Below are 22,468 nucleotides of genomic sequence, written 5' to 3' on the forward strand. Positions count from 1 at the left end.
TAGGTGAGGGTGCAGAATGGCCGGAGGGCTGACGTTCGGATTGGCGGCGTGTGCGCGAGCGGACCCGCGGCCAGGGTTTCACGGTGGTTTCGAAGACTTTTGACCCCAGGAGGCAGGTATGAGGATCGGCATCGCCGGTGGTGGCGGCACCGTGGGCGGGCGAGTCGTGGAGGCTGCGCGCAGGCGGGGGCATGAGGCCGTGATCCTGACCCGCGGAGCCGGCGTGGACGTCCGGGATCCCGCCGCGGTCCGCGGCGCGCTGGACGGCGTGGACGCCGTCGTCGACGTGCTGAACATCAACACCCTGAACACCCGCCGCGCGACGGAGTTCTTCGCCGCCACCACCGCGGCGCTGCTGGAGGCGGGCCGGGCGGCCGGGGTGGGGCATCACGTCGCCCTGTCGATCGTCGGGGTGGACCGCGCGCCGTACGGCTACTACGCGGCGAAACTGGCGCAGGAGCGCCTGGTGGAGAGCGGCGGCGTCCCGTGGAGCATCCAGCGCGCCACCCAGTTCCACGACTTCGCCCGGCAGATGTACGACGGCGCGCGGCTGGGTCCGCTGCACCTGGCGCCTCGCGGGAGGGCCCAGCCGGTGGACGTGCAGGAGGTCGCGGACCGCCTGGCGGAGGTCGTCGAGAGCGGCCCGCAGGGCAGGGTGACCGACCTTGCCGGACCCCGGGAGGAGAGCCTGGTCCGCATGGTGCGTGACTATGCACGCGCACAGGGAGTCCGGGGCTGGATCCCTGAGGTCTCCCTCCCCGGCGGCCTGGGACGGGCTCAGCGGGACGGCTCGCTCCTGCCCGGCCGGGACGCGATACTGGGCCGGCGGACCTTCGAGGCCTGGTTGGGGGAGCTCGGACAGCATTGATGCCCCGCGAGGTATGTGATGGACAACACATACTCCTCTCGGGATGTCTGTGCACCAGCGCCGCGTACAGAAATTCAGACGATCGTTGTTCACCTGCACATGGGATGCCTGCGGCCGGTTTTCTAGGCTTGAAGACAAGCTTTCAGAGAACTAGCAAGACAACGAGGGGTTTCAACGATGAAGCGCATCGCCTTGGTCCACGAACGTGCCGTCTCCAGTGCGGAGACCGGCGCCCACTGCCCGGCTTCGGGCCTCTGGTTCCCGGAGGGCGATCCCTCCAAGGAGCAGTTCATCCCGGAGGGGCACCTGCTCCCGACCGTGGACGGCCGGCCCGCGGTGTGGGTGCGCCGTTCCAGCCGCCTCGCCCAGATGGCCTGAACGGACGGCTGACCCCAGATTGCACCGCATCACCTGATGTGTCACGCCCAGGATGCCGCCGGACAGTGAGTCCGGCGGCATCCTGCGTTATCCGGGCGATCCGGGTCCTCGGGCGGATCGGGCGAGGCGGATCGGGGCACGTGTATCAGGAGCGCGGTGTGTCCAGATCGCTCAGCTTGAGTTCCTTGGTCTCCCGGGCGAAGGCCGCCGAGACGATCGAGATGACCCCCATCAGCGCCAGATACAGGCCGATCGCCATGCCGCTGCCGAACGCCTGGTACAGCGCCAGCGCCACGATCGGTGAGAGGGAGCCCGCCACCAGGGAGGCCAGGTTGTAGGCGATCGACGTTCCGGAGTACCGCACCGACGTGGGGAAGAGCTCGGAGAAGAACGCGCCGATCACGGAGCTGTAGGCGGCGAAGATCAGGAGCCCTCCGACCGCGGCCAGAATGATCAGCCCCGGGTTCCTGGTGTCCAGAAGCGCGAAGAAGGCGAAGCCCCAGACCACCGTGGCCGCCGAGGCCGCGATCATGACGGGCTTGCGGCCGACCCGGTCCGCCAGGATCGCGAGGAGCGGGATGGTCACCACGGCGACGGCCTGCCCGATCATCACGGCATTCAGCCCCACCTGGCGGTTGAGCTTCAGGATCTCCGTGACGTACGTGATGATGAACAGCGAGTAGATGTAGAAGCCCGCGTTCTCGCCCATGCGGCTGCCGGCTGCGATGAGGATCTCCCGCCAGTGCTTGCGGAAGACCGTGAGGACCGGCTGTTTCGCCGTCGCGCCGTGCTGCGCTTCGGCCTTCGCCTGGGAGGCCTTGAAGAGCGGGGTCTCCTGGACGTAGAGGCGCAGGATGAGGCCGATGATCACCAGGACGGCGGACAGGCCGAAGGCGATCCGCCAGCCCCAGGCGAGGAAGTCGGCCTGCGGAAGCACCGCCGAAAGGATGGCGAGGACGCCCGCGGCCAGCAGATTGCCGAGCGGCGGCCCCACATTCGGCCAGGAGGCCCAGAACGCGCGCCGGGTGCTGTCGTCGCTGTATTCGGAGACCAGCAGCACGGCCCCGCCCCATTCGCCGCCGAGCGCGAAGCCCTGGACCAGCCGCAGGAAGAGCAGGAGCAGGGGCGCCCAGATGCCGATCGTGGCGTACGGGGGAATCGCTGCGATCAGCGCGGTGGCGACGCCCATCAGAAGCAGGCTGGCCACCAGGGTGGTCTTGCGTCCGTGTTTGTCGCCGTAGTGGCCGAGGACCAGGGCGCCCAGGGGGCGGGCCAGGAATCCGGCGGCGAAGGTGCCCATGGCCAGCATGGTGCTCACCACGGGGTCGCCGCTGGGGAAGAACAGTTTGTTGAAGACTAGAGCGGCGGCCGTGCCGTAGAGGAAGAAGTCGTACCACTCGACGGCGGTGCCCGCCAGGCTGGAGGCGGCGACCGCCGGGAGAGTGGTGTGTTTGCGCCGCGCCGGGCGGGTGGTGGTGGGTGTGCTCATATGAACCTCGTCGATGCCGGGGACGCCGCGTCCTTGCGGCGGAGCCAGGGGTGGGACGGTGATTCCGACGGGGGAATGTGACCGTACACACACTGTAGATGGAGTGTATACAGCCTGTCTACGATTTTTCCGAGGTTCCCGAGATGCGTCTTCACCGCGAGATGACAGATGGTGCCCCTACCCGGCTCGGGTAGGGGCACCATCTGTGACTTCGCGAACCGCGAGGGGGAACGCGAGGGGAGAGGCGGTCAGTGCCAGAGGCCCAGGGAGAACTCCGCGATCAGCGTGGCGAGCAGGAAGGACGCGGTGATGGCCACGAGGCCCACCGGGATGATCCGCCAGCCGATCTTGCGCAGCAGCCCGATGTCCTTGCCGAGCGAAAGACCGGCCAGGGTCAGGACGATCGTGGTGATCGACAGGAAGTCCACCGCGCCCACCGTGCTGTGCATGAAAGCGGCCAGCGGCGGGATCAGCGGGCTCGACGCCAGGGCGCCCACGGTGGTCAGCCAGATGACGGCCTGCACCTTGTTGCGGGTCAGCTTCGCCAGGCCGTAGGCCGCCAGGAGCATCGCGATGATCACCAGGTAGCCCACCACGGTCATCACGCTGAAACCCTTGCCCGCAGCCAGGTCGGCCAGGGTGGCCGTGACCAGGCCCAGGGCTCCCACGATCGGCAGCGCGACCCGGGCGGGGACCGCGGTGTGAGCCGTGGCGTCGGCGACCTCCGTGCGGAAGGCGGCGTTGCCGGCGTCGTCGGAGGAAGGAACGGCGGCCGGGGCTGCGGCGACGACGGCGGGCGTGCGGGTGAGCAGGCGGTACACGCGGTCGGCGAGCGGCAGCGCGATGTACATGCCCACGTAGACGCCCAGCAGGCTGGTGATCATGTTGGAGACGGCCGCCATGCCCAGGATGGCCGTCTTGTCGTCCGGGTAGGCGCCGATGATGCTGGCCGCGGAGGCCGCCATCATGGAACCGGAACCCACACCCGAGCCCATGGCGAGGGCCAGCGGATCGAAGATCTTCCAGTTGGCCACCAGCGAGGACACCAGGCTGATGTAGACGGCGCCGAACACGGTGCCGAAGACGTACATGGCGAGCACGCCGCGGTACTCGTCCGAGTTGGGGCCGAAGCGCTCCGAGACCATGGCGAACGCGGGCTCGCGGTCCAGGGAGAACGTGGCGCCGACCGTGGCGCGGCCCATCTTCAGCAGCACCGCCAGGGGCAGCGCCAGCACGATGGTTCCGAGCAGGTGTCCCACCTCCTGGAGGAGGAGTGCGGGACCGGCCTTGAGCATGGTGGGGATGTTCGGGCCGATGTCCACCGACAGGCGGGCGCAGAGCACCAGCACGGCGACGCCGGACAGGGCCGCTGCCAGTCGCTGGTACTTGACCGGCAGGGGCTTGATCTTCTGCACCGAGATGACCAGGCCCATGAGCAGGCCCCACACCATGGGGAAGATCAGGAGTGCGCCGACGCCGACGCTGACTTTGAGGGGGCCGATGAGCTGCGCCGTGACGGCGACGGCGAGGGCCATGGCCGCGAGGGGGAGGGCCTTGGTCCGGGTGGTCTGGGGGGAAGCGGTGATGGTCATGCGATGGCCTCAGCTGTTGCGGGGTGGTGTGCGGCGGCGGTGAAGAACGCCTTCTGCTCGGGATCTGACGCCGCGGCGGCCACGGTGGAGGCCATCGCGAAGGCGGCGTCGAACATGGCCTCGTAGGCCTGGGGGGTGTCCGCGGCGGCGGTGAAGCCGGCGGAGTGGATGGGGGAGCTAGCCCCCGGGATGGAGAACATGGGGTGGATGCTGGGGATCACCTGGCTGATGTTGCCCATGTCCGTGGAACCGCCGCCGGAGGAGTCCTTGGCGGGGGTGACGTCATGCCCGCGGGAGCCGAAGGCTTCGCTCCAATGGGCCGAGAGCCGGGGGTCCTGGGCGAGCGGTTCGTAGAGCGGCTCGATGTCCTCGATGCTCAGGTCCGTGCCCGTGGCCAGTGCGGCGCCTTCGAAGCAGTTCTGCACGCGGGACAGGAGCGATTCGTACTCCGGCAGGGTGAAGGCCCGGCACTCGAAGTCCACCACCGCGCGGTCCGGGATGATGTTGGTGGCCACGCCCGCCTCGCGGACGAAGAGGGCCACCCGGTGGTCGTCGGGAAGCTGCTGGCGCAGCAGGCCCACGGCCACCTGGCTCAGCACGGCGCCGTCGGCCGCGTTGATGCCGCGGTGCGGCATGGCGGCGGCGTGGGCCGCCTGGCCGGTGAAGGTCGCCCGGAAGCGGCCCACGGCCTGGGAGCTGGTGCCGAGCGGGTTGGCGGTCCGTCCTTCCGGGCCGGGGTGGGCCATGAGGGAGAGCCCGACGCCGTCGAAGGCGCCAGCATCCAGCAGAAGTGACTTGCCGCCGCCGTGCTCCTCGGCCGGGGTGCCGATGGCCTTGAGCGTGATGCCCAGCTCGTCCACCAGGGGCGCCAGGGCCAGCGCGGCTCCGACGGTGGAACCCGCGATCAGATTGTGGCCGCAGGCGTGACCCACCTCGGGGAGGCAGTCGTATTCGACGCAGATGGCCACCACGAGGTCGCCGGAACCGATGCTGGCGCTGAACGCGGTGTCCAGGCCGCCGGTGCCGCGCTCCACCTCGAAGCCGGCCTGCTCCAGCAGCTCGGTGATGGCGGCCGCGGCCTGGAATTCCTCGAAGGAGAGCTCGGGATGGGCGTGGATGAACCGCGCCATCTCCAGGACGGCGGGCCGTACGGCGTCGAGAGCCTGGTCGATCTTGTCGCTGAGGGGGGCTGTGGAAGACATGGTGCTCCTGGGCAGGGGGATGTGAAGAAGGAGCCCCGGGGTGCGGGGCGGTGACCGGGGACGTGCTCCCGGCGGGTGAGTGCGGAGGGGTGGGCGGTGTCGCCGGACTCAGTCGGTGTAGAGGTCCAGGTCCTGCCAGAACTGCGAGGTTCTTTCGATGCCGGCTTTCACGCGCTCAGGTTCGCGCGTTTCCATGCCGGCGAGCAGGCCGTACGCCACGGATGTCGAGGCGGTGGCCGACTGGAAGGCGTAGACGCCTTCGGATGGGACGAGCAGCAGGTGGTGGCTCGCCTTGGCAAGATCGGTGGACTTGAGGTCCGTGACGGCCACCACCGTGGCGCCCGCCTGGTGGGCGAGCTGCGCGGCGACCGTGAGGTGCTTGAGGGGGCGCCAGAGGTGGAACACCACCAGGACGTCCCCGGGGCCGAGGGAGCTGACCAGTGAGGCCAGGTGGACTCCGGCGCGGCCTTCGAACGTCACGGGATAGCCCATGGTCGCGGCCAGGTGAGAGAAGACGACGGCGGCACCCGAGTAGGAGCCCTGCGCGACGACGGCGATCCGGCGCGCTCCGCAGAGGGCGGCGACGGCGTCGTCGGCGGCCTGGGGGTCGACGCTTTCCATGGCGAGGCGGAGGTTCTCCGCGTCGTGGGCCAGGGAGTCGTGGATGGGGGAGCGGACCTCCACGCGGTGCGAGAGGGGCGCGATGTTGGAGATGTGCACCAGGTAGCGGGCCCGGAGTTCTCGCTGCAGATCAGGCCAGCCGCGGTAACCGAGGGCCTGGGCGGTCCGGACGACGCTGGAGCTGTTGACCCCGGCGCGGTTGGCCACTTCCGTGACGTCGCCGTAGGAGGCGAGCTTGGGGTTGACGGTGAGGGCGTCCACCACGCGGGCCTGAGCCTTGGTGAGCTTCTGGGAGGGGATGGCGTCGCCCAGCCACTGCTGTCCCAGGGCGGGGTTTCCGTCCTCAGGTTCCGGTGTTCCGGTGGGCTGGGTCTGAGTCATCGTCACCTCCTTCGCGCTTGTGATGCTCGTCTCATTTGCAATTGTATGTGCAGATTGCTGATTCTGCATAGATATTTGCAGAACGAGGGCGGGTGGCTTGTTTTCCGTGCTGGCTGGAGGGTTTTTCGACGCCGGCGGATTGCCCTGGGAGAAGCGGAGCGGCGCACCCCCCGCAGGGAATACGCCGCTCCGCCGCGCCTGAGGGGGCGTCAGGCCGCGGACTTCCGTCCGCCGTCGAGGGTGATGAACCAGGCGAGGCCGGCCACGAGGTGCATGGCGGCCAAGCTGATGCCCGTGGCGGCGTCCGGCGCGGAGAGCAGCGAGGCGCAACTGATGACTGCGAAGGCCAGGCCGGCCCAGGCGAACCAGCGCCTGGCTGCCGGACGCCTGCGGGTGATGAGCCAGACGATCACGCCCAGGATGGCCAAGGGCAGGAAGGAGGCGATGGCGGGAGCGAACCACGGGATGAGGGCCGGCTGGGGACTGGCCATGATCATCGACGCGCCGGAGAGGCACCCCACGCCGTAGAGCGCGATGTTCGCGACGGCGCTCGCAGCGCCCGCGACCAGCGTCCGGCGCCAGAGCGGTGCGGCCTGACGCGCAGGCCTTCCGGAGTCTGCGGACGCTGCGGAGTCCACGGGCGCTGCGGATCGCTGGTCCGGCCGGCGGTCCGAGGGCCTGGTCTCGGGTTCCGTGACGGGGGCGGTGGCGCTGCTCGCGGGCGACTTCTCCGGGCGGGACTCCTGGGCCGGCCGGGAATCCGTGGCGGGCTGCGACCCATGAGCCGGTTCGGAGTCCAGCGTGGGGTAGTCCAGGTAGCCGTGATCATCCCCGCCGAAGTAGGAGGCGGGGTCGGGGGTGTTGTAGGGGCCCTTCAGTGCCAGCCGCTTCGGAAGGTCCGGGTTCGCCAGGAACAGGGCGCCGAAGGAGAGCAGATCGGTGCTGCCATCCTTGATCAAACGGAGCGCACGGTGATCCGTGGGGGTGGTCATGCCCGTGTCCGGGTTGAGCATGAAGGTGGTGGGCCAGGCGTCCCGCAGGTGCTGGGTGAGCTGCCGTCCGGCCTGCTCGATCACGTGGAGGTATGCCAGGCCGAGGCTGCCGAGCTTCTCCACCAGCGGCAGATAGGTCCTGAGCAGTTCGGGGTCATCCTCGATGTCGTTGAACGAGGCTCCCGGGGACAGTCGGATCCCGGTCCGCTCCGGGCCGATCGCATCGGCCACCGCCTGGGCGACGCGCACCGCGAAACGTGCGCGGTTCTCCGGGCTTCCTCCCCAGGCGTCGGTGCGCTGATTGGCGTTGACGGAGAGGAACTGATGGACCAGGTAGCCGTTGGCGCCGTGGATCTCCACGCCGTCGAAGCCTGCCTCAATGGCGTTACGGGCCGCTGTGGCGAAGTCCTGGATGGCCTTTTCGATGTCCGCTTCGGTCATTTCACGGGGCACCACGAAGTCCTGCATGCCCTGGGCTGTGAAGATCCGGCCTTTGGGCTGTACGGAGGACGGGCCCAGCGGGATGATGCTCTCGGAGGAGTTGTCGGGATGGCCGATGCGCCCGGTGTGCATGATCTGCGCGAAGATCCGTCCGCCCGCCGCGTGAACGGCGTCGGTGACGCGACGCCATCCCTCGATCTGCTCGGAGCTGTGCAGCCCGGGCGTGCTGGTGTAGCCCTGTCCCTCGGGGGAGGGCTGAGCGCCCTCCGAGATGATCAGGCCCGCGCCGGCGCGCTGCGCGTAATAGGTGGCCATCGACGGCGAGGGGACCAGGCCGGGATCCAATGCGCGGCTGCGTGTCATGGGTGCCATGACGATTCTGTTCTTGAGGGTCAGTCCCATCAGGTTGTACGGCTTGAATGCGATATCCACGGAAGTTCTCGATTCTCTCGGAGCGACTCACGGTTTTCCTTGTCCAGACAGGATGTTGGGTGAGTGCTGGGCAGCGGTCGTCAATCCCGGAATGACCGGGCTTCGCCAGAGACAACAGGAGGGATCGTGAATAAATTCCTGTTCGAACAACTAAATGGCCGATCGAGGCCTCGCTAGAATTGCGGGCATGGCTGAGGTGGAATCGCAGGACGGGCTTCCCCGCGCCGAATCGCTGGCCGACGGGCTTGCCGACGCGGGGCGTGTGGGGCATGCCATCGTCCAGGTCGCGCGGCTTCACAAGTCCCTCGCGGCGCAGTTGCTCCGCCCGGTAGGCCTGCACCTCTCCCAGGAGCTGGTGATGATGCAGCTCTGGGACGCAGGTCCGCAGCGGCAGGCGGACCTGGTGCGCATGCTGGGCTCCGATGCGGCGACCATGACCAGGACCCTCCGCCGACTGGAGCACGCCGGGTTCGTCCGCAGGACTCCGAGCGAGACCGACGGCCGGGTGGTCATCGTCACGGCGACCACGGCCAGTAAGGCCCTGCGGCCAGGTGTCGAGAACGCCTGGCGTGAGCTGGAGCGGGCGGTGGTCGCCGACCTGAGCGAGGAGGACCAGGAAGCCGCGGTCCTCCTGCTGCAGCGGATCGCCAAGGGCCTGGAGCTGGGCATCCGCCAGATCCGCGATACCTGAGGTTCGTGACGTCGCAGCGATGTGGGGCCGGCCCGCGGTTCAACGGCGCGGTTCGAGTCGGCCTTCGGTGCCTCAGACGTCGGCGAGATCGTGCCAGAGCAGCGCCACCATCAGGGACGCGCGGGACTCCGGATCTTCCAGCGGCAGGCCCAGGAGCTCCTGCAGTCCTTTGACGTGGGTGTACAGCGCCTGCCGGCTGACCTTCCGCGCCGTGGCCAGGGACGACATGTTCCCGCCGTGTGCCAGGTAGTCCCGCAGCAGCTGAAGGCTCCGCGCCCGCCCCGGCTCCAGGAGGGGCGCGAGTTCCGCCTGCGCGAAGGACTTCACGCGCGAATCCTGCCCCAGCAGTGCGAGCAGGCCGCGCAGGCGGACGTCCGCGAAGCGGTAGAACGGCAGATTGCGTGAGCCGAGGGTCGCGGCGGTCTCGGCCACCTGATCCGCGGAGTCCAGACCGCGGGCCGCCGCCACCAGGGAGCGCTCCGCCCGCCCCACCCCGAGCGTCCAGCCGAAGCCCGCCAGTTGCGGTGCGGCGGCAAGGCGGTGCAGGGCGGAGTCCTCCAGCTCGAGGGCCGCGAGCGGCAGCAGGATCGCCACCGAACCGGCGTGCAGGCTCGACGCCAGAGCGGATTGCCGCGTGCTCTGCGCCCAGGCCTGCAGTGCGTCGAGGAAGGCGCGCTCGCGGAGCTGCACCTCGGTGGCGTCCGGGGTGTCCGCGACCGGTGCCTGGCCGGTCGCCGGGCTGTTCCCCGTCTGCCTGTTCCTCGCCTGTCCGTCGGCCGCACCCGGCGCCTCCAGCCGTGCCACCAGCGGCAGGTACGCCGCGCCCCGGGCCAGCCCCAGGGCGGTGGCCCGCGCCAGGGCCTCCTGTTCCTCCGGGGGAGTGGCCTGCCGCAGATCCTGGATCAGGCCGGAGCGAGCCTGAAAGAGCACCTCCCGCCGGTCCCGTCCCGCCATCCGCGCCATAGTCAGTGCCTGCCCGGCCCGCTCCAGCACTTGGAAGGCGTCGGCGGGGTCCCAGTCGGGATCCGTGCCCGGCCCGGTCCCGTCCTCGCCGGTATCCGGGGCCGGGACGAGCTCGGGTGCCACGAGGCGTCCCCACCGCTGCCCCGTCAGGCCCACCGGGGTCTGCAGCCAGCGGTCGCCGCCCGTGCCGAACGCGGTCTGGTTCCGGTACCCCACGAAGCGGGACCTCGCGGCCCAGCCCTCCAGCAGCCGTGCGGGATCGCGGTCCCGCGCGGAGTAGCTGAGCACCAGATGGGCGGGGTCCTCGAACACCACGGGGCTGTCCAGCAGCGCGGCCGTGGCGTCCACGATGCCGCTCTCCCCGGCGTTCTCCAGGCTCAGGGCCGTGAACACCTCGTGGACGTGGCGTGCGCGTTCGAGCCGGCGCACCTGGTGATCCATGAGGGCCCGGTGCGCCTCCTCGGTCACCTGGACGAAGCGCACGCGGCGGGTGAGGAGGATCAGCGGGCAGTCCACGGCTGCGGCCGCGGCACGGAGGTGGGCCGCCGCGCTGTCGTCGGGGGCGCCGTCGTCGTCCACCAGTTCGACCACGACGGCGGCCGCGCCGGCCTGCTGGAACCGCTCCAGAAAGGTGCGGGTCAGGGCCGCCGAGCGCCGGAAGGCGAGCCCCGTGGTCAGGACGAGCTCGCCGCCCTCGAGAAGCGCGCTGTACTCCGCCTCCTCGGCGATGTGCACCCAGCGGATCGGCGCGTCGAGCCCGGCTTCGCCTGCCAGCACCTCGGGGGACCCGGCGGCGAGGGCGTCGAGCGCGAGGACGTCGCGGACCGTGAGGGGCCGTTGCGGAGGGAACGAGGCCGGAATCATGGACACAGTGTATGTTTCCTAGCCGAATTCACGACAGTCTGTCAGGCGTGCGGGATGGTCCGGCGGCGCAGGATGGTCCCAGGACATTCCCTGAAAGGACCACCATGCAGAACATCACGCACTGGATCAACGGCAAGCCGGTCGAGGCCGACGGCAGCCGCTTCGGCGACGTCACCAACCCCGCCACGGGCAAGGTCACCGGCCGGGTGGCGCTCGCGAGCAAGGCCACCACCGACGAAGCCGTGGCCGCCGCTGCCGCCGCGTTCCCCGCCTGGCGCGACACCTCCCTGGCCCGCCGCGTGCAGGTCCTCTTCGCGTTCCGTGAGCTGCTGAACGCCCGGAAGTCCGAGCTGGCCGCCATCATCACCGCCGAGCACGGCAAGGTCCTGGAGGACGCCCTGGGCGAGATCGCCCGCGGTCAGGAGGTCGTGGAGTTCGCGTGCGGCATCCCGCACCTGCTCAAGGGCGGTTACACGGAGAGCGCCTCCACCAAGGTTGACGTCCACTCGCTCCGTCAGCCGCTCGGCGTCGCCGCGATCATCTCCCCCTTCAACTTCCCGGCCATGGTGCCCATGTGGTTCTTCCCGGTCGCGATCGCCGCGGGCAACACCGTGATCATCAAGCCCAGCGAGAAGGACCCCACCGCCGCCAACTGGCTGGCCTCCCTCTGGAAGGAAGCCGGCCTGCCGGACGGCGTCTTCAACGTACTGCACGGAGACAAGGAAGCCGTCGACGCGCTGCTGGACTCCCCGGACGTCTCCGCGGTCTCCTTCGTGGGCTCCACCCCGATCGCCCGCTACGTCTACGAACGCGGCACCGCCAATGGCAAGCGCGTCCAGGCCCTGGGCGGGGCGAAGAACCACATGCTGGTGCTGCCCGACGCCGATCTCAACCTGGCCGCCGACGCCGCCGTCAACGCCGGATTCGGCGCAGCCGGTGAGCGCTGCATGGCCATCTCCGCCGTGGTGGCCGTGGACGCGATCGCGGACGAACTCGTGGCCAAGATCGCCGAACGCACGCGCACCCTGCGCATCGGCGACGGCACCCGCGGCTGCGACATGGGCCCCCTCATCACCGCGGCCCACCGCGACAAGGTGGCGGGCTACATCGACGCCGGCATCGAACAGGGCGCCACCGTGGTCCTGGACGGCCGCCACCCCAGCCCCGACGCGGAAGGCGATGGGTTCTTCCTCAACCCCACCCTGTTCGACAACGTCACCCCGGACATGACCATCTACCAGGACGAGATCTTCGGCCCGGTCCTCTCCGTGGTCCGCGTCCCCGGCTTCGACGAGGGCCTGGAACTCATCAACTCCAACCCGTACGGCAACGGCACGGCCATCTTCACCAACGACGGCGGCGCGGCCCGCCGCTTCGAGAACGAGGTCACCGTGGGCATGATCGGCATCAACGTGCCCATCCCCGTGCCGATGGCCTACTACTCCTTCGGCGGCTGGAAGAACTCCCTCTTCGGCGACACCCACGCCTACGGGGCGGACGGCGTCCACTTCTTCACCCGCGGCAAGGTGGTCACCACGCGCTGGCAGGATCCCAGCCACGGCGGGCTCAACCTCGGGTTCCCCACCAACTCCTGAGCCGTCCCCGGCCCCCGGGCGGACCCGGGGCCCGGCCGGGGCCACGGCGCCGCCCGCGGGGGCGCCGTCGTCGTGCACTTCCCCTACCGACTCACCGTCAGACCTCACCCTTAGACGCAAAGGACCCTTCCATGAGCCTCGAGACGCTCCCCGGCACGGAGACCACCCCACCCACCGCCGATGAGATCGAAGCCGGGCGCCGCGCCCATGACCTGGACCGCGCGCACGTCTTCCACTCCTGGTCGGCGCAGGACACCCTGAACCCCATGACCATCCTCAAGGCGGCGGGTTCCGAGGTCTGGGACGGGGAGGGCCGGCGTCTGATCGACCTCTCCAGCCAGCTGGTCAACACGAACATCGGGCACCAGCATCCCCGGGTGGTCGCTGCCATCCACGCCCAGGCCGGCAAGCTGTGCACCGTGGCGCCCCAGCACGTGAACGAGGCGCGCTCCGAGGCGGCCCGTCTCGTCACCGAGCTGGCGCCGGAGGGGCTGAACCACGTCTTCTTCACCAATGGCGGCGCGGACGCCAATGAGCACGCCATCCGCATGGCGCGGCTGCACACGGGACGCCGCAAGGTGTTCTCCGCGTACCGCAGTTATCACGGGGGCACCGAGCTGGCGGTCAACGTCACGGGCGATCCGCGGCGCTTCCCCAACGACGCCGGGGACGCAGGCGTGGTGCACTTCCTCCCGGCGTACCTCTACCGTTCCTACTTCGGCTCCACCACGGAGGCGGAGGAGACTGAGCGCGCACTCCGGCACCTGGAGGACATGATCCTCCTGGAAGGCGCCTCGAACGTGGCTGCCGTGATCCTGGAATCCGTCCCCGGAACGGCCGGTATCTACGGCCCGCCCGCGGGGTACCTCGAGGGTGTCCGGGAGCTCACCCGCAAGCACGGGATCCTGTTCATCGCGGATGAGGTCATGGCGGGCTTCGGCCGCACCGGCGAATGGTTCGCGATCGACCGTTGGGGCATCACCCCGGACCTGATCACCTTCGCCAAGGGGGTCAACTCCGGCTACGTGCCGCTGGGCGGCGTGATCATCTCGGACGAGGTGTTCGACACCTTCCGGCAGCGCGTCTACCCGGGCGGTCTGACCTACTCAGGCCACCCTCTGGCCTGCGCCGCCGCCGTGGCGACCATCGAGACCATGCGGGACGAAGGTTTGGTGGAGAACGCCCGCCGTCTGGGCGAGGACATCATCGGCCCGGCCCTGGAGGCGTTCAAGGCGAAGCACCCGAGCGTGGGCGACGTCCGCGGTTCGGGCGTCTTCTGGGCGATCGAACTGGTGTGGGACCGTGAGACCCGCGAGCCCCTGGCGGCCTACGGCGGCTCCAGTCCCGAGATGAATGCGGTGGTCGCGGAGATCAAGGCCGGGGGCGTGCTGCCGTTCGCCAACTTCAACCGCATCCACGTGGTGCCGGCGCTCAACATCCCGGACGATCAATTGCGGGAGGCGCTCGCCGTGATCGACCGCGCGCTGGACGTCGCCGACGCCGCGGTGGCGGCCCGGACCTGACCACCGGCTCCCATGCGTCTGGCCGGGCCGGCTGAGTAGGCTGGATCCGAACGTTCGACGGCGCGTGGGAGCCGATCCTGGCCCCGACTGAAAGGGATGAATCGCATGAGGATTGTGCTGGTGGGTGCCGGTGGGCACGTGGGACGGGCCGCTTTGGCTGCGCTGCAGGACCGGCATGAGGTGCTGCAAGCGTCCCGGCACGGTGAGCTGCCGGTGGATCTGCGGGATGAGTCCTCCATCCGCGCCTTGTTTGAGAAGGCCGGAACGGTCGACGCCGTGATCTGCTGCACCGGGTCCGTTCCTTTCAAGCCTCTGGGCGAGCTGTCCGCGGAGGACTTCCGCGCTGGATTCGAGGACAAGGTCCTGGGCCAGGTCAACGTGGTCCGGCTCGGGATGGAGTACCTGGCCGATGGCGGTTCGTTCACCCTCACCAGCGGGGTTCTGGCCCGGGAGGCGATCCTGACCGGAGCCGCGGCGTCCTTGGCCAACGGCGCTCTGGAGTCGTTCGTCCTGGCTGCGGCTCCGGAGCTGCCCCGGGGCCTCCGGATCAATGCGGTGAGCCCGAGCGTCCTGGAAGACGCCCCGGGATACTTCGATTCCTTCCCCGGGTTCACCCGGATCCCGTCCGACGTGCTGGGTCAGGCCTATGTGAAGTCCGTGGAGGGAATCCAGACGGGGCAGGTGTACGCGCTCGGCTGAGCCGGGAGCCATCGGTCACGACCGTCAGTTCCGCCGGAGCGCTGGGGGAGCCGGCCGCGTGGCCGGCTACCTTGCCGGCTTCCTCGCGCGTGGGGCCCGCTGCGGCGGCTGCCTCCGGGCCGGGCTCGGAACGGTCTTCGCCCGGGGGCCCGGGGTGTCCTTCGGGGTGGTTCTCGCGCCCGTCCTCGGGTTGGACCGGTGACCGGTCCGGTGATGGTTCCGGTGGGGCGACGTCGAGTGCCGTGCCATGGCCGCCCACCAGGGGGAGCGTCAGTTGCCCGTGCACCTGGGTGCGCGGCGAGCCCGCCGGCCGCGCGGCGAATTCCTGCAGATTCCGGACCAGCACGGAGTGCGCGTCCCGGCCGTCCTCGTCGCCCGGCAACGAGTCGAGGACCCCGGCTTCGGCCAGCTTCCGGACGGTGCCCCGGGACACCGTGCCGCGGGTCAGCAGGTCCTCCACGGAGGGGTAGGGACGTCCGGACAGGAGTCGCCTCCGCTCGGCGGGGGAGATGCCCGGCACCTCGTGCAGTCCCAGACGCAGGCCCAGCCCGGCGTCGCCTGGGGCGTCATCGTCGTCACGATCCACTTCGCAAGGTTCGACCCGGCACTCCTCCGCGCTGCGATTCACGTCGACCGGTAGAACGCGGACACCCAGTGTCCCGGCCTCGGCCCGGAGAAGATGCCGCGGAAGCGGGCCCGCGGGCGTGTCCCAGAGCGCCGCGAGGTACGCCCCGGGATGATGCGATCTGAGCCAGGCCGTCTGGCGGACGTACAGATCCTCCACGACGTCTGTTGAGGCTGCGACGGGAGGAACGGGTGGAACCGACTGGCCTCCGGCGGTGGGCCCCTCCGCGAGTGCCGGGCCCGGGCGAGTCCGGCCGTCAGGGGCGCTGTCGAGACAGCCCGACGGACTGCCGGAGGGCACGAGCTCTCGACCTGGACGCTCGTCCAGGAGTGGAGCCTCGACGTCGACCATCCCGGCAGGGGGGACCTCGTCAGCGGCCTGCCGCCCGATCTCCCGGAGGGCCCGCGCGAGGACGGTCTGCGTCACTGATTCCCGGAGCGTGACGCGCAGAACGCCCCAGGAGCTCAGATCCTGTGGCGCGAGCTGACTCAGAGGAAGCCCTGACTCGCCCGGCTGTGTGGGGATCCGGTGCAGAAGAGAGGCGTCGCCGATGGCCAGCCCGGAACTCCGCCGGGACAGGGCCCCGGGAGATGCGTCCGGAATGCCGGGGACTTCGACGAGAGCTTCCGGGGAGGCCTCGGAACCTTCCTCCGCGTCCGTCGCAGCGGTCCGTTGAGCAGGGCCCAGCAGGCACACGCGTCCCTTGCCGAACCGCCGGGCCACGGTTCGGCGCACCTCGCGCAGGCTGCCCGATTCGAGGTCCAGTTCGAGCCCCGGAAACGATCCGAACGGATCCAGGCCACCGGACGATGCGCTCGCCGCGAGGAATCGTTCGAAGGGCGCCTCGCGCTCGAGCGGGTTCACGGCGGTGATCCCCAGCAGATGAGCGATGAGGCTTGCCGTCATGTCACCCCGTCCGACGGCCCGGACACCCGAATCGTTGATGGTCTGCGTGACCTCGGCGGCGTTCAGGAAGAACAGGGATGCTCCATGGGACTCGACGACGGCCAGCTCGTGCTCCAGCCGTTCGCGGAACTGCGGGGCTTGGGTGCCGGCCCGGGTGTCGATGCGACGCTTCAAAGCGTCCTGGCACCGTTCGGTGAGTTCCGCGTGCGGCGTCCGGGCGAGGCCCAAGACCGAACTCTCGGGGAGCTGCCACCGCCCCCACCCCAGATCTCCAGCGGGATCCAGCCGGCAGGTCTCCGCGAGTTCCTCCGTGTCCCGCAGGAGCTGCATGAGGTCCTTCACGCGGAGGTCGGCCGCATGCCCGACCTCCCGGGCGGTCTGTTCCATTTCCCGGTGACTCTTGAGATACGCCTGGGCCCCGGATGGCCGGGCGGAACCTTGGGTGGAACGCTGGGCTGCGCCTGCGGCACCCAGGGCTGAGCCTTCGACGGCGGGCCGGGCGGGCCGGGGGAACGGGTGCGCGGCAGCCGGGCCGGGGGAGTCCGGGTGAAGATGACGGACGGCATTGCTCAGGATCGCCGGGACGTGGTGTTCCCGGGCGAGTTTGAGCATCCGTGCCGCATGGGCGGTGGTGAAGGGGTGCCCGGGAGCTGCCTGATGGCTGACCACTTCCCCGGCGATCGTTCCCGTCGGCATGGCCGCGAGCCACTCCTTGAACAGGGTTCTGGGCCGCAGGTAGCGGGGGCCGTGCATCGCCAGACCCACATCGGATTCCGGGCCCAGCAGCACCGTCAGCACGGGCAGGCCGCTCTCGGGGTCCACGGCGCGTGCGGCCAATTCCTGACGGGTCACGCCCACCGGAGTGCCGCCATGGGACCTGCCGGTGGTGTGGGCATGTGCGTCGGTCACCAGCCGGCAGAGGGCGCGGTAGCCGGCTCCGGGCGTTGCCGTGCCGCCGCCATGGGCGAGCGCGACCACCCGGCCGGTCAGGCGCCGTCGGGCGCCGTCGTCATCCACATCGATCACGGCGAGATCCACGCCGAGGAGGGGAGCCAGGCCGTGGGCCTGACAGGCGAGGACGTGTTGCACCGCCCCGTACAGCCCGTCACGGTCAGTGCAGGCCAGGGCGGTCGCGCCGTCCTCGGCGGCGGCCCTGGCCAGCTGGGCGGGCGAGGCTGTGCCGACCCCGGGCGTGAAGGCGGTGGTGACGTGCAGATGGGTGAAGCTCATGGCTGGTGGGTCCGAGTGTGCCTCAGACGGTCTGGGTGAAATCCGCGTAGAGCACGTTTCCCGGCCGCTCACCGAAGTCCGCGGGCTCGTGGTGGTCAAGCAGCGGTGCGTCATGGACTTTGATGAGGCGCCACTGGTCCGGCTCGGTGTAGTGGGCCAGATCCAGCGTCAGCTCCTGGCCGTTGAGGTCACGCACCAGCTGGACACGCCAGATCTCGTAATCCACCACGTCCCCGCTGTGGCCGCGGCCCGCCCGGCTGTCCTCGGCCCATCTGGCCTTCCGGGTGTACCAACGGCTGGGGATCTGGCAGACCCGGTACTCCCGCCCTTCATAGGACACGAATGCCGGAATGTTCCCCGTGGAGCAGATGACGTTCAGGCGCTGGGTGAAGGAGCCCATGGTGTACCTCCGTGGTGGACCGGGACGGACGGTGCACCCTGGCCCCAGAGGCGCACCTTCGAATGTATGTTCGAATGAAGCCAGTCTACGACAGGCCCACTGACATTAATTCCTCCGGCCCCGAGTCCACCTCGCGCCACTCAGCCGATCTTGAAGCCGCCGTCGCTGTGCAGCAGCTGACCGTTGATCCACGAGCCGGCCTCGGAGAACAGGAAGCGCACCAGATTGGCCGTGTCCTGCGCCGTCCCGAGCCGACCGGCCGCGGTCTCCCGCAGGCACCAGGCGCGCACTTCATCGTTCATCCATCCGGTGTCCACCGGGCCTGGATTGACCACATTGGCCCGCACTCCGCGGTCCGCCAGCTCGGCCGCCGCTGCGATCACGATGCGGTCCAGGGCGCCCTTGCTGGCCCCGTACGGAAGGTTGTAGGCCACGTGATCGCTGGTCAGCGCCACGATGTGCGCCTCGGCCCGGCCCGGCGTCTCCGCGACCGGCAGCCGGTCCGCGAACGCCTTGATCAGCAGCCAGCTGGCGCGGGCGTTGACGGCGAAGTGCCGGTCCCAGCTGTCCAGCCCGGTGTCCAGAATGGCGCTGTCCACCGATTCGCAATGGGACATCACGAGTCCCGTCACGGGCCCGAGCCGTTCGGTGGCGGTCTGGAGCAGCGCCGCCGGCGCGTCGGGGTCGCTCAGATCCCCCGGAAGCAGTTCGACCGTGGCGCCCAGCGCGCGGCACTCCTCCGCGATGACGCCCGGGGCGTCGGCGTCCGGCTCCAGCCCGATCCGCTCGTCATACGGCGTCCAGTAGTTGAGGGCCAGATCCCACCCGTCCTCGGCCAGGGCGACGGCGAGGGTGGCGCCGATCGATTGCCGACGCCCGACGCCGGTGATCAGGGCAGTGCCGCGCTGTTGTCTCGTCATGCCCCGACTCTAGGGGGCAGGGCGCGCGGTTGAACAGCCTCGATGCGGCCGGGCCGGAAGGCCTGCGGACGTCGGAGCACCGGGTGGATCAGCGCGCCCGGCGGGTCAGCGCACTCCGGGGGTCAGCGAGGCGATCAGGTCCTCGACGCGCGTCCGGATCTCGTCGCGGATGGGACGCACCGCCTCGAGGCCCTGCCCCGCCGGATCCTCCAGGACCCAGTCCTCGTAGCGCTTGCCGGGGAAGAACGGGCAGCTGTCACCACAGCCCATGGTGATGACGACGTCCGACTCCCGCACGGCCTCGGTGGTGAGGATCTTGGGGGTCTCGGCGGAGAGGTCGATGCCCACTTCCGCCATGGCCTCGACGGCGGCCGGGTTGACCGAGTCGGCGGGCTGGGAGCCGGCGGAGCGCACCTCGATGGCTCCTTGGGAGAGGTGCGTGAGGAAAGCCGCCGCCATCTGGGACCGTCCGGCGTTGTGGACGCAGACGAACAGGACGGAGGGTTTGCGGGCGGTGTCAGGCGAGAGCGAGGCCACGGGGTTGTTCCTTGTCTTCGGAGGAGGGGTCTTCGAGGGGCGGGGAGAACGCTCAGTCCGCGCGCCGGCCGGGCCGCGGGCCGAGCTGGAGCGAATGCCGGACGGGCTCCTGAGGCGTGCGGCACTCGTGGCAGCAGGCTTCGTCGTCCGGTTCTCCGGGTCTGTGGGCGGTGCCCGGCTCTTCACGCTCTGCGGTTGCCGCCACGGACTGGACCGCACAGCAGCTGTCACCCTTCCAGGCGTTGAGCCCTTCGCGGACGGCGATTCCGGCGATCACCAGGGCGGCGAGGGGGTCGGCCCACCACCAGCCGAGAGTGCTGTTCACCAGCAGGCCCACCAGGAGGACCGCCGAAAGACAGGTGCACAGCATGGTCTGCTGTGAGTCGGCCACCGCCGTGCGGGAACCCAGCTCGCGGCCTGCGCGGCGTTGTCGCCAGGAGAGGACGGGCATGATCGCCAGGCTCAGAGCCGCGATGACGATCCCCGCCGCCGAATGCCGGGCCTCCCCGGCGCCGCTCAGGGAACGGAGGGCGTCGATGCTCACGAAGAGGGCCAGAGCGAAGAAGGAGAGCGCGATGACGCGCAGGGTCACGCGTTCCCGGCGTTCCGGGTCCTGCGCGGAGAACTGCCAGGACAGGGCCACGGCCGAGCCGACCTCGATGATGGAGTCCAGGCCGAAGCCGATCAGGGCCGAGGAGTCGGCGACGTCGCCGGCCCAGAGTGCGGCGATGGCTTCGAGGATGTTGTAGCTGATGGTGGCTGCGGCGAAGAGCCGGATGCGCCGGGTGAGGACCGCTCTGCGTGGTGCGCTCGCGGGAAGGTTCGCGGTGCTCATGCGAAGCACGTCCCGTCAGGGGCGCAGCAGTCCGGATCCACGGCCAGCACGACGCCGATCAGGTCGTGGAGGGCGTGGCCCAGCCGTTCGTCGGCCAGCTCGTAGCGGCTCCGGCGTCCTTCGGGGACGGCCACCACCAATCCGCAGCCCCGCAGGCAGCTCAGGTGGTTGGACATGCTCTGCCGCGTCACCCCCAGCTCTTCGGCCAGCTCGGCGGGGTAGGCGGGGGCCGAGGCCAGGGCCAGCAGGATCCGGGATCTGGTCGGATCCGACACGGCGTAGCCGAACCTCGCCAGCAGCGGAGCATGCGTGAGGGTTTCCATGTCGTTAAAAGTACATCGGATCCTGTATTCACGGAATGCTGAACTCAGGGGCGGGTTCCCTGCGCGGGACGCTCTTAGAAAAGCGCCCCTGACTCCTTGAGCAGCGCGGGGGAGTTGTTGCGGACGTTGCCGACCGCCGGATCCGCACGGTCCAGAACCCATCCGGAAGCCTGCTCATGCCCCTGCGCGCGGACCGCTTCAAGCAATCCCGCGCCGTCCTGCTCCGACGGATTGAGCCACTCGGCCAGACGCTCCCTTCCCAGCGCGATCGGCAACCGGTCGTGCAGCCTGCCGAGTTCCGCCAGGACGGGGAGCTCATGGTCGGGTGACGGCGCCGGCATGGTCAGGATGGTGGTGGACAGCAGCCACGCATCGGGGGCGCCTTCTTCCTTGTTCACATCGCGCCACCATTCGTAAAGGCCGGCGAACGCGAGCAGCCCGCCGTCGGCGGGGTGGACGTAGAACGGCTGCTTCGCGGCGCCCGGGCCTTTCAGCCATTCGAAATAGCCCTCGGCCGGGACCGCGCAGCGGCGGGAGCGCAGGGCTGCGCGGAACGTCGGCTTTTCCGCCGCCGTCTCACTGCGTGCGTTGAAGGACCGGATGCCCACGGATTCGTCCTTGGCCCAGCGCGGCACGAGGCCCCAATGAGCGATGTGCACTCCTCGGCTCAGTTCGCCGTCGATCAATCGCTCCAGGACGATCGGCACGTCACTGGTGGGCGGGATGTTCCACGACGGCGGCAGCGGGCGGTCTTCGGGGAAGTGATCCGCTTCGAATTCCGCCGCGAGGTCTTCCGCGCTCTGGGCCATGACATAGCGTCCGCACATGAGCCCAGCATAGGTCGGGTGTGGCCCGCCCGGGCGGTCGGCTTCACGGTGACGGGATCGTCACCGGTGCTGAGGCCGGGGGTTTCCGTGCCGGACACCTCCGGACGGTGTGGGCGGGAGGATGGGATAGGGACTCCGGTCGAAGCGGAGACCCTCCATCTTGCTGGGACCGAAGCACATCACGGTGAGCACCAGCCATCCATACGGGGCGAGCCACAGGAGCGCCCACCCTCCGGACCGTCCCGTGTCGTGGAGCCTCCGGATGGTCAGTGTCACCATTCCGGGGGCGCCGATCAAGATCAAGAGCGCGGGGTAGGCGAGCCACCAATACGGCGCCATGGAATGGATGCCCAGCTGGAGGACGTCATCGGGCGCCGCGTTCGGGTTGCCCATCCAGAATGTGAGCCCGAGCAGCATCATGAGCACCAGGACGATCACGAGCGCCAGCATCAGCGGCGCACAGAGAGCAGTGAAGGCGAGCGTGAAGCCGAGATAGCCGAGGCCGAACTCCCTGAGCCCGGCGCGTCCGGACCCGTCGAACGTCTTCCTCCAGAACCTGGCCGTGGCGGCACCGAATCCTGCGCGATAGTCGGGCTGGTCCAAGGGCACCGGAGGAACAGGGTGGCCATACATGGCAGATGCCGGTGGGAACTGAGGTGTGCTCACGCGCACATTTTATCAGGCGACTGGAATTATCCCCGTGGGTGAAAGTATTCGCGGCCCGGCGGAATGCCGCGATGCTTCGAAAGTCTGAAAGTACGACGGCGGCCGCACGGGCAGGGGAGGCGTCGAGAGTTCACGCTGTGCGGGCGTGAACCCGCGGGCGCCGAGCCTGGCAATACTGAGGAGAGCCCAGACCGCCGCGTGGCGACGACAGCGGCGGCGCTGCGGGCGCGCCGGGCCGCTCAGTGGGGCCGGATCGGGTGGTGGACCAGGTCAAGCACCTGCTCTCCGCGGATTTGTGCCCGAGCCTCCGGATGTGTAGAGTAGATCGGGTTGCCGGGCCGGTTGTGCTGGTTCTGGTGGCGGTCTTCGATTCTTATTCCTTTGATTTTCAACTCCTTTTCCGGGTGCTTTTTTGTGGTGCCTGGGGGTTGTTTCTTTGGTGAATTTGTTTTCTGGTTGGGTGGTTTA

At 69.5% G+C, this 22,468-nt stretch carries 21 protein-coding genes; 6 read left to right on the forward strand and 15 right to left on the reverse strand.

Annotation, left to right across the window (positions count from 1 at the left end):
• The first annotated feature begins 118 nt into the window (after positions 1–118).
• Together AB4Y75_RS14020 and AB4Y75_RS14025 are read left to right on the forward strand one after the other, a co-directional pair.
• Positions 119–868: an SDR family oxidoreductase gene (locus AB4Y75_RS14020; RefSeq protein ID WP_441436481.1), complete on the forward strand. Its 750-nt coding sequence runs from the start codon at positions 119–121 to the stop codon at positions 866–868.
• 177 nt (positions 869–1,045) lie between these two features.
• Positions 1,046–1,246, forward strand: a complete 201-nt coding sequence (locus tag AB4Y75_RS14025) for a hypothetical protein (protein ID WP_441436482.1) — start codon at positions 1,046–1,048, stop codon at positions 1,244–1,246.
• A 145-nt stretch (positions 1,247–1,391) separates the two neighbouring features.
• Here AB4Y75_RS14025 and AB4Y75_RS14030 read toward each other — a convergent pair whose 3' ends face one another.
• From AB4Y75_RS14030 to AB4Y75_RS14050, 5 genes are all read right to left on the reverse strand, one after another.
• Positions 1,392–2,735, reverse strand: coding sequence for an MFS transporter (locus tag AB4Y75_RS14030; RefSeq protein ID WP_441436483.1), 1,344 nt, complete (start codon positions 2,733–2,735; stop codon positions 1,392–1,394).
• Between the two features lie 248 nt (positions 2,736–2,983).
• The gene (locus AB4Y75_RS14035) at positions 2,984–4,327 is read right to left on the reverse strand and encodes a DUF3100 domain-containing protein (RefSeq protein WP_441436484.1); all 1,344 of its coding nucleotides are present in this window, start codon (positions 4,325–4,327) and stop codon (positions 2,984–2,986) included.
• Positions 4,324–5,529, reverse strand: coding sequence for a M20 family metallopeptidase (locus AB4Y75_RS14040; protein WP_441436485.1), 1,206 nt, complete (start codon positions 5,527–5,529; stop codon positions 4,324–4,326). Before AB4Y75_RS14040 ends, AB4Y75_RS14035 begins: the two co-directional genes overlap by 4 nt.
• A 108-nt stretch (positions 5,530–5,637) precedes the next feature.
• Complete coding sequence (locus AB4Y75_RS14045) at positions 5,638–6,531, reverse strand: MurR/RpiR family transcriptional regulator (RefSeq protein WP_441436486.1); 894 nt, start codon at positions 6,529–6,531, stop codon at positions 5,638–5,640.
• A gap of 209 nt (positions 6,532–6,740) precedes the next feature.
• Entirely contained in the window at positions 6,741–8,396 is a 1,656-nt protein-coding gene (locus AB4Y75_RS14050) for a DUF6069 family protein (protein ID WP_441436487.1), read from the reverse strand.
• A gap of 187 nt (positions 8,397–8,583) precedes the next feature.
• Here AB4Y75_RS14050 and AB4Y75_RS14055 point away from each other — a divergent pair, with 187 nt between their 5' ends.
• Positions 8,584–9,087 (forward strand): MarR family winged helix-turn-helix transcriptional regulator, encoded by a 504-nt coding sequence (locus AB4Y75_RS14055; protein WP_441436488.1) that lies wholly within the window; start codon positions 8,584–8,586, stop codon positions 9,085–9,087.
• 72 nt (positions 9,088–9,159) lie between these two features.
• Here the strand turns inward: AB4Y75_RS14055 and AB4Y75_RS14060 are convergent, their stop codons facing one another.
• A complete protein-coding gene (locus AB4Y75_RS14060; protein WP_441436489.1) occupies positions 9,160–10,914 on the reverse strand; it encodes a PucR family transcriptional regulator in 1,755 nt (584 codons plus the stop codon).
• A 104-nt stretch (positions 10,915–11,018) separates the two neighbouring features.
• Between AB4Y75_RS14060 and AB4Y75_RS14065 the strand changes: the two genes are divergently transcribed.
• The 3 genes from AB4Y75_RS14065 (at position 11,019) to AB4Y75_RS14075 (ending at position 14,731) form a co-directional block, all read left to right on the forward strand.
• Entirely contained in the window at positions 11,019–12,509 is a 1,491-nt protein-coding gene (locus AB4Y75_RS14065; RefSeq protein ID WP_441436490.1) for a CoA-acylating methylmalonate-semialdehyde dehydrogenase, read from the forward strand.
• 131 nt (positions 12,510–12,640) lie between these two features.
• Complete coding sequence (locus tag AB4Y75_RS14070) at positions 12,641–14,032, forward strand: aspartate aminotransferase family protein (RefSeq protein ID WP_441436491.1); 1,392 nt, start codon at positions 12,641–12,643, stop codon at positions 14,030–14,032.
• Positions 14,033–14,137: 105 nt separating this feature from the next.
• Positions 14,138–14,731, forward strand: a complete 594-nt coding sequence (locus AB4Y75_RS14075; RefSeq protein WP_441436492.1) for a short chain dehydrogenase — start codon at positions 14,138–14,140, stop codon at positions 14,729–14,731.
• Here AB4Y75_RS14075 and AB4Y75_RS14080 read toward each other — a convergent pair.
• The 9 genes from AB4Y75_RS14080 to AB4Y75_RS14120 form a co-directional block, all read right to left on the reverse strand.
• Positions 14,643–17,492 (reverse strand): helix-hairpin-helix domain-containing protein, encoded by a 2,850-nt coding sequence (locus AB4Y75_RS14080; protein ID WP_441436493.1) that lies wholly within the window; start codon positions 17,490–17,492, stop codon positions 14,643–14,645. The genes AB4Y75_RS14075 and AB4Y75_RS14080 overlap by 89 nt on opposite strands.
• Positions 17,493–17,514: 22 nt before the next feature.
• Positions 17,515–17,892, reverse strand: a complete 378-nt coding sequence (locus AB4Y75_RS14085) for a hypothetical protein (RefSeq protein WP_441436494.1) — start codon at positions 17,890–17,892, stop codon at positions 17,515–17,517.
• 140 nt (positions 17,893–18,032) lie between these two features.
• Positions 18,033–18,812 carry an SDR family oxidoreductase gene (locus AB4Y75_RS14090; protein ID WP_441436495.1) on the reverse strand — a complete coding sequence of 260 codons (780 nt, stop codon included), beginning with the start codon at positions 18,810–18,812 and terminating at the stop codon, positions 18,033–18,035.
• 105 nt (positions 18,813–18,917) lie between these two features.
• Positions 18,918–19,349: an arsenate reductase ArsC gene (locus AB4Y75_RS14095; RefSeq protein WP_441436496.1), complete on the reverse strand. Its 432-nt coding sequence runs from the start codon at positions 19,347–19,349 to the stop codon at positions 18,918–18,920.
• 52 nt (positions 19,350–19,401) lie between these two features.
• Positions 19,402–20,184 (reverse strand): cation diffusion facilitator family transporter, encoded by a 783-nt coding sequence (locus AB4Y75_RS14100; protein ID WP_441436497.1) that lies wholly within the window; start codon positions 20,182–20,184, stop codon positions 19,402–19,404.
• Positions 20,181–20,507 carry an ArsR/SmtB family transcription factor gene (locus AB4Y75_RS14105; RefSeq protein WP_441436498.1) on the reverse strand — a complete coding sequence of 109 codons (327 nt, stop codon included), beginning with the start codon at positions 20,505–20,507 and terminating at the stop codon, positions 20,181–20,183. Before AB4Y75_RS14105 ends, AB4Y75_RS14100 begins: the two co-directional genes overlap by 4 nt.
• A gap of 74 nt (positions 20,508–20,581) precedes the next feature.
• Positions 20,582–21,334 (reverse strand): SOS response-associated peptidase, encoded by a 753-nt coding sequence (locus AB4Y75_RS14110; protein WP_441436499.1) that lies wholly within the window; start codon positions 21,332–21,334, stop codon positions 20,582–20,584.
• Positions 21,335–21,394: 60 nt separating this feature from the next.
• The gene (locus AB4Y75_RS14115) at positions 21,395–22,000 is read right to left on the reverse strand and encodes a DUF805 domain-containing protein (RefSeq protein WP_441436500.1); all 606 of its coding nucleotides are present in this window, start codon (positions 21,998–22,000) and stop codon (positions 21,395–21,397) included.
• Positions 22,001–22,239: 239 nt separating this feature from the next.
• A partial coding sequence (locus AB4Y75_RS14120) for a hypothetical protein (RefSeq protein ID WP_441436501.1) occupies positions 22,240–22,468 on the reverse strand: 229 nt, incomplete at its 5' end.

This window comes from Arthrobacter sp. RAF14 (assembly GCF_052114185.1).
GTDB lineage: Bacteria > Actinomycetota > Actinomycetes > Actinomycetales > Micrococcaceae > Arthrobacter_E.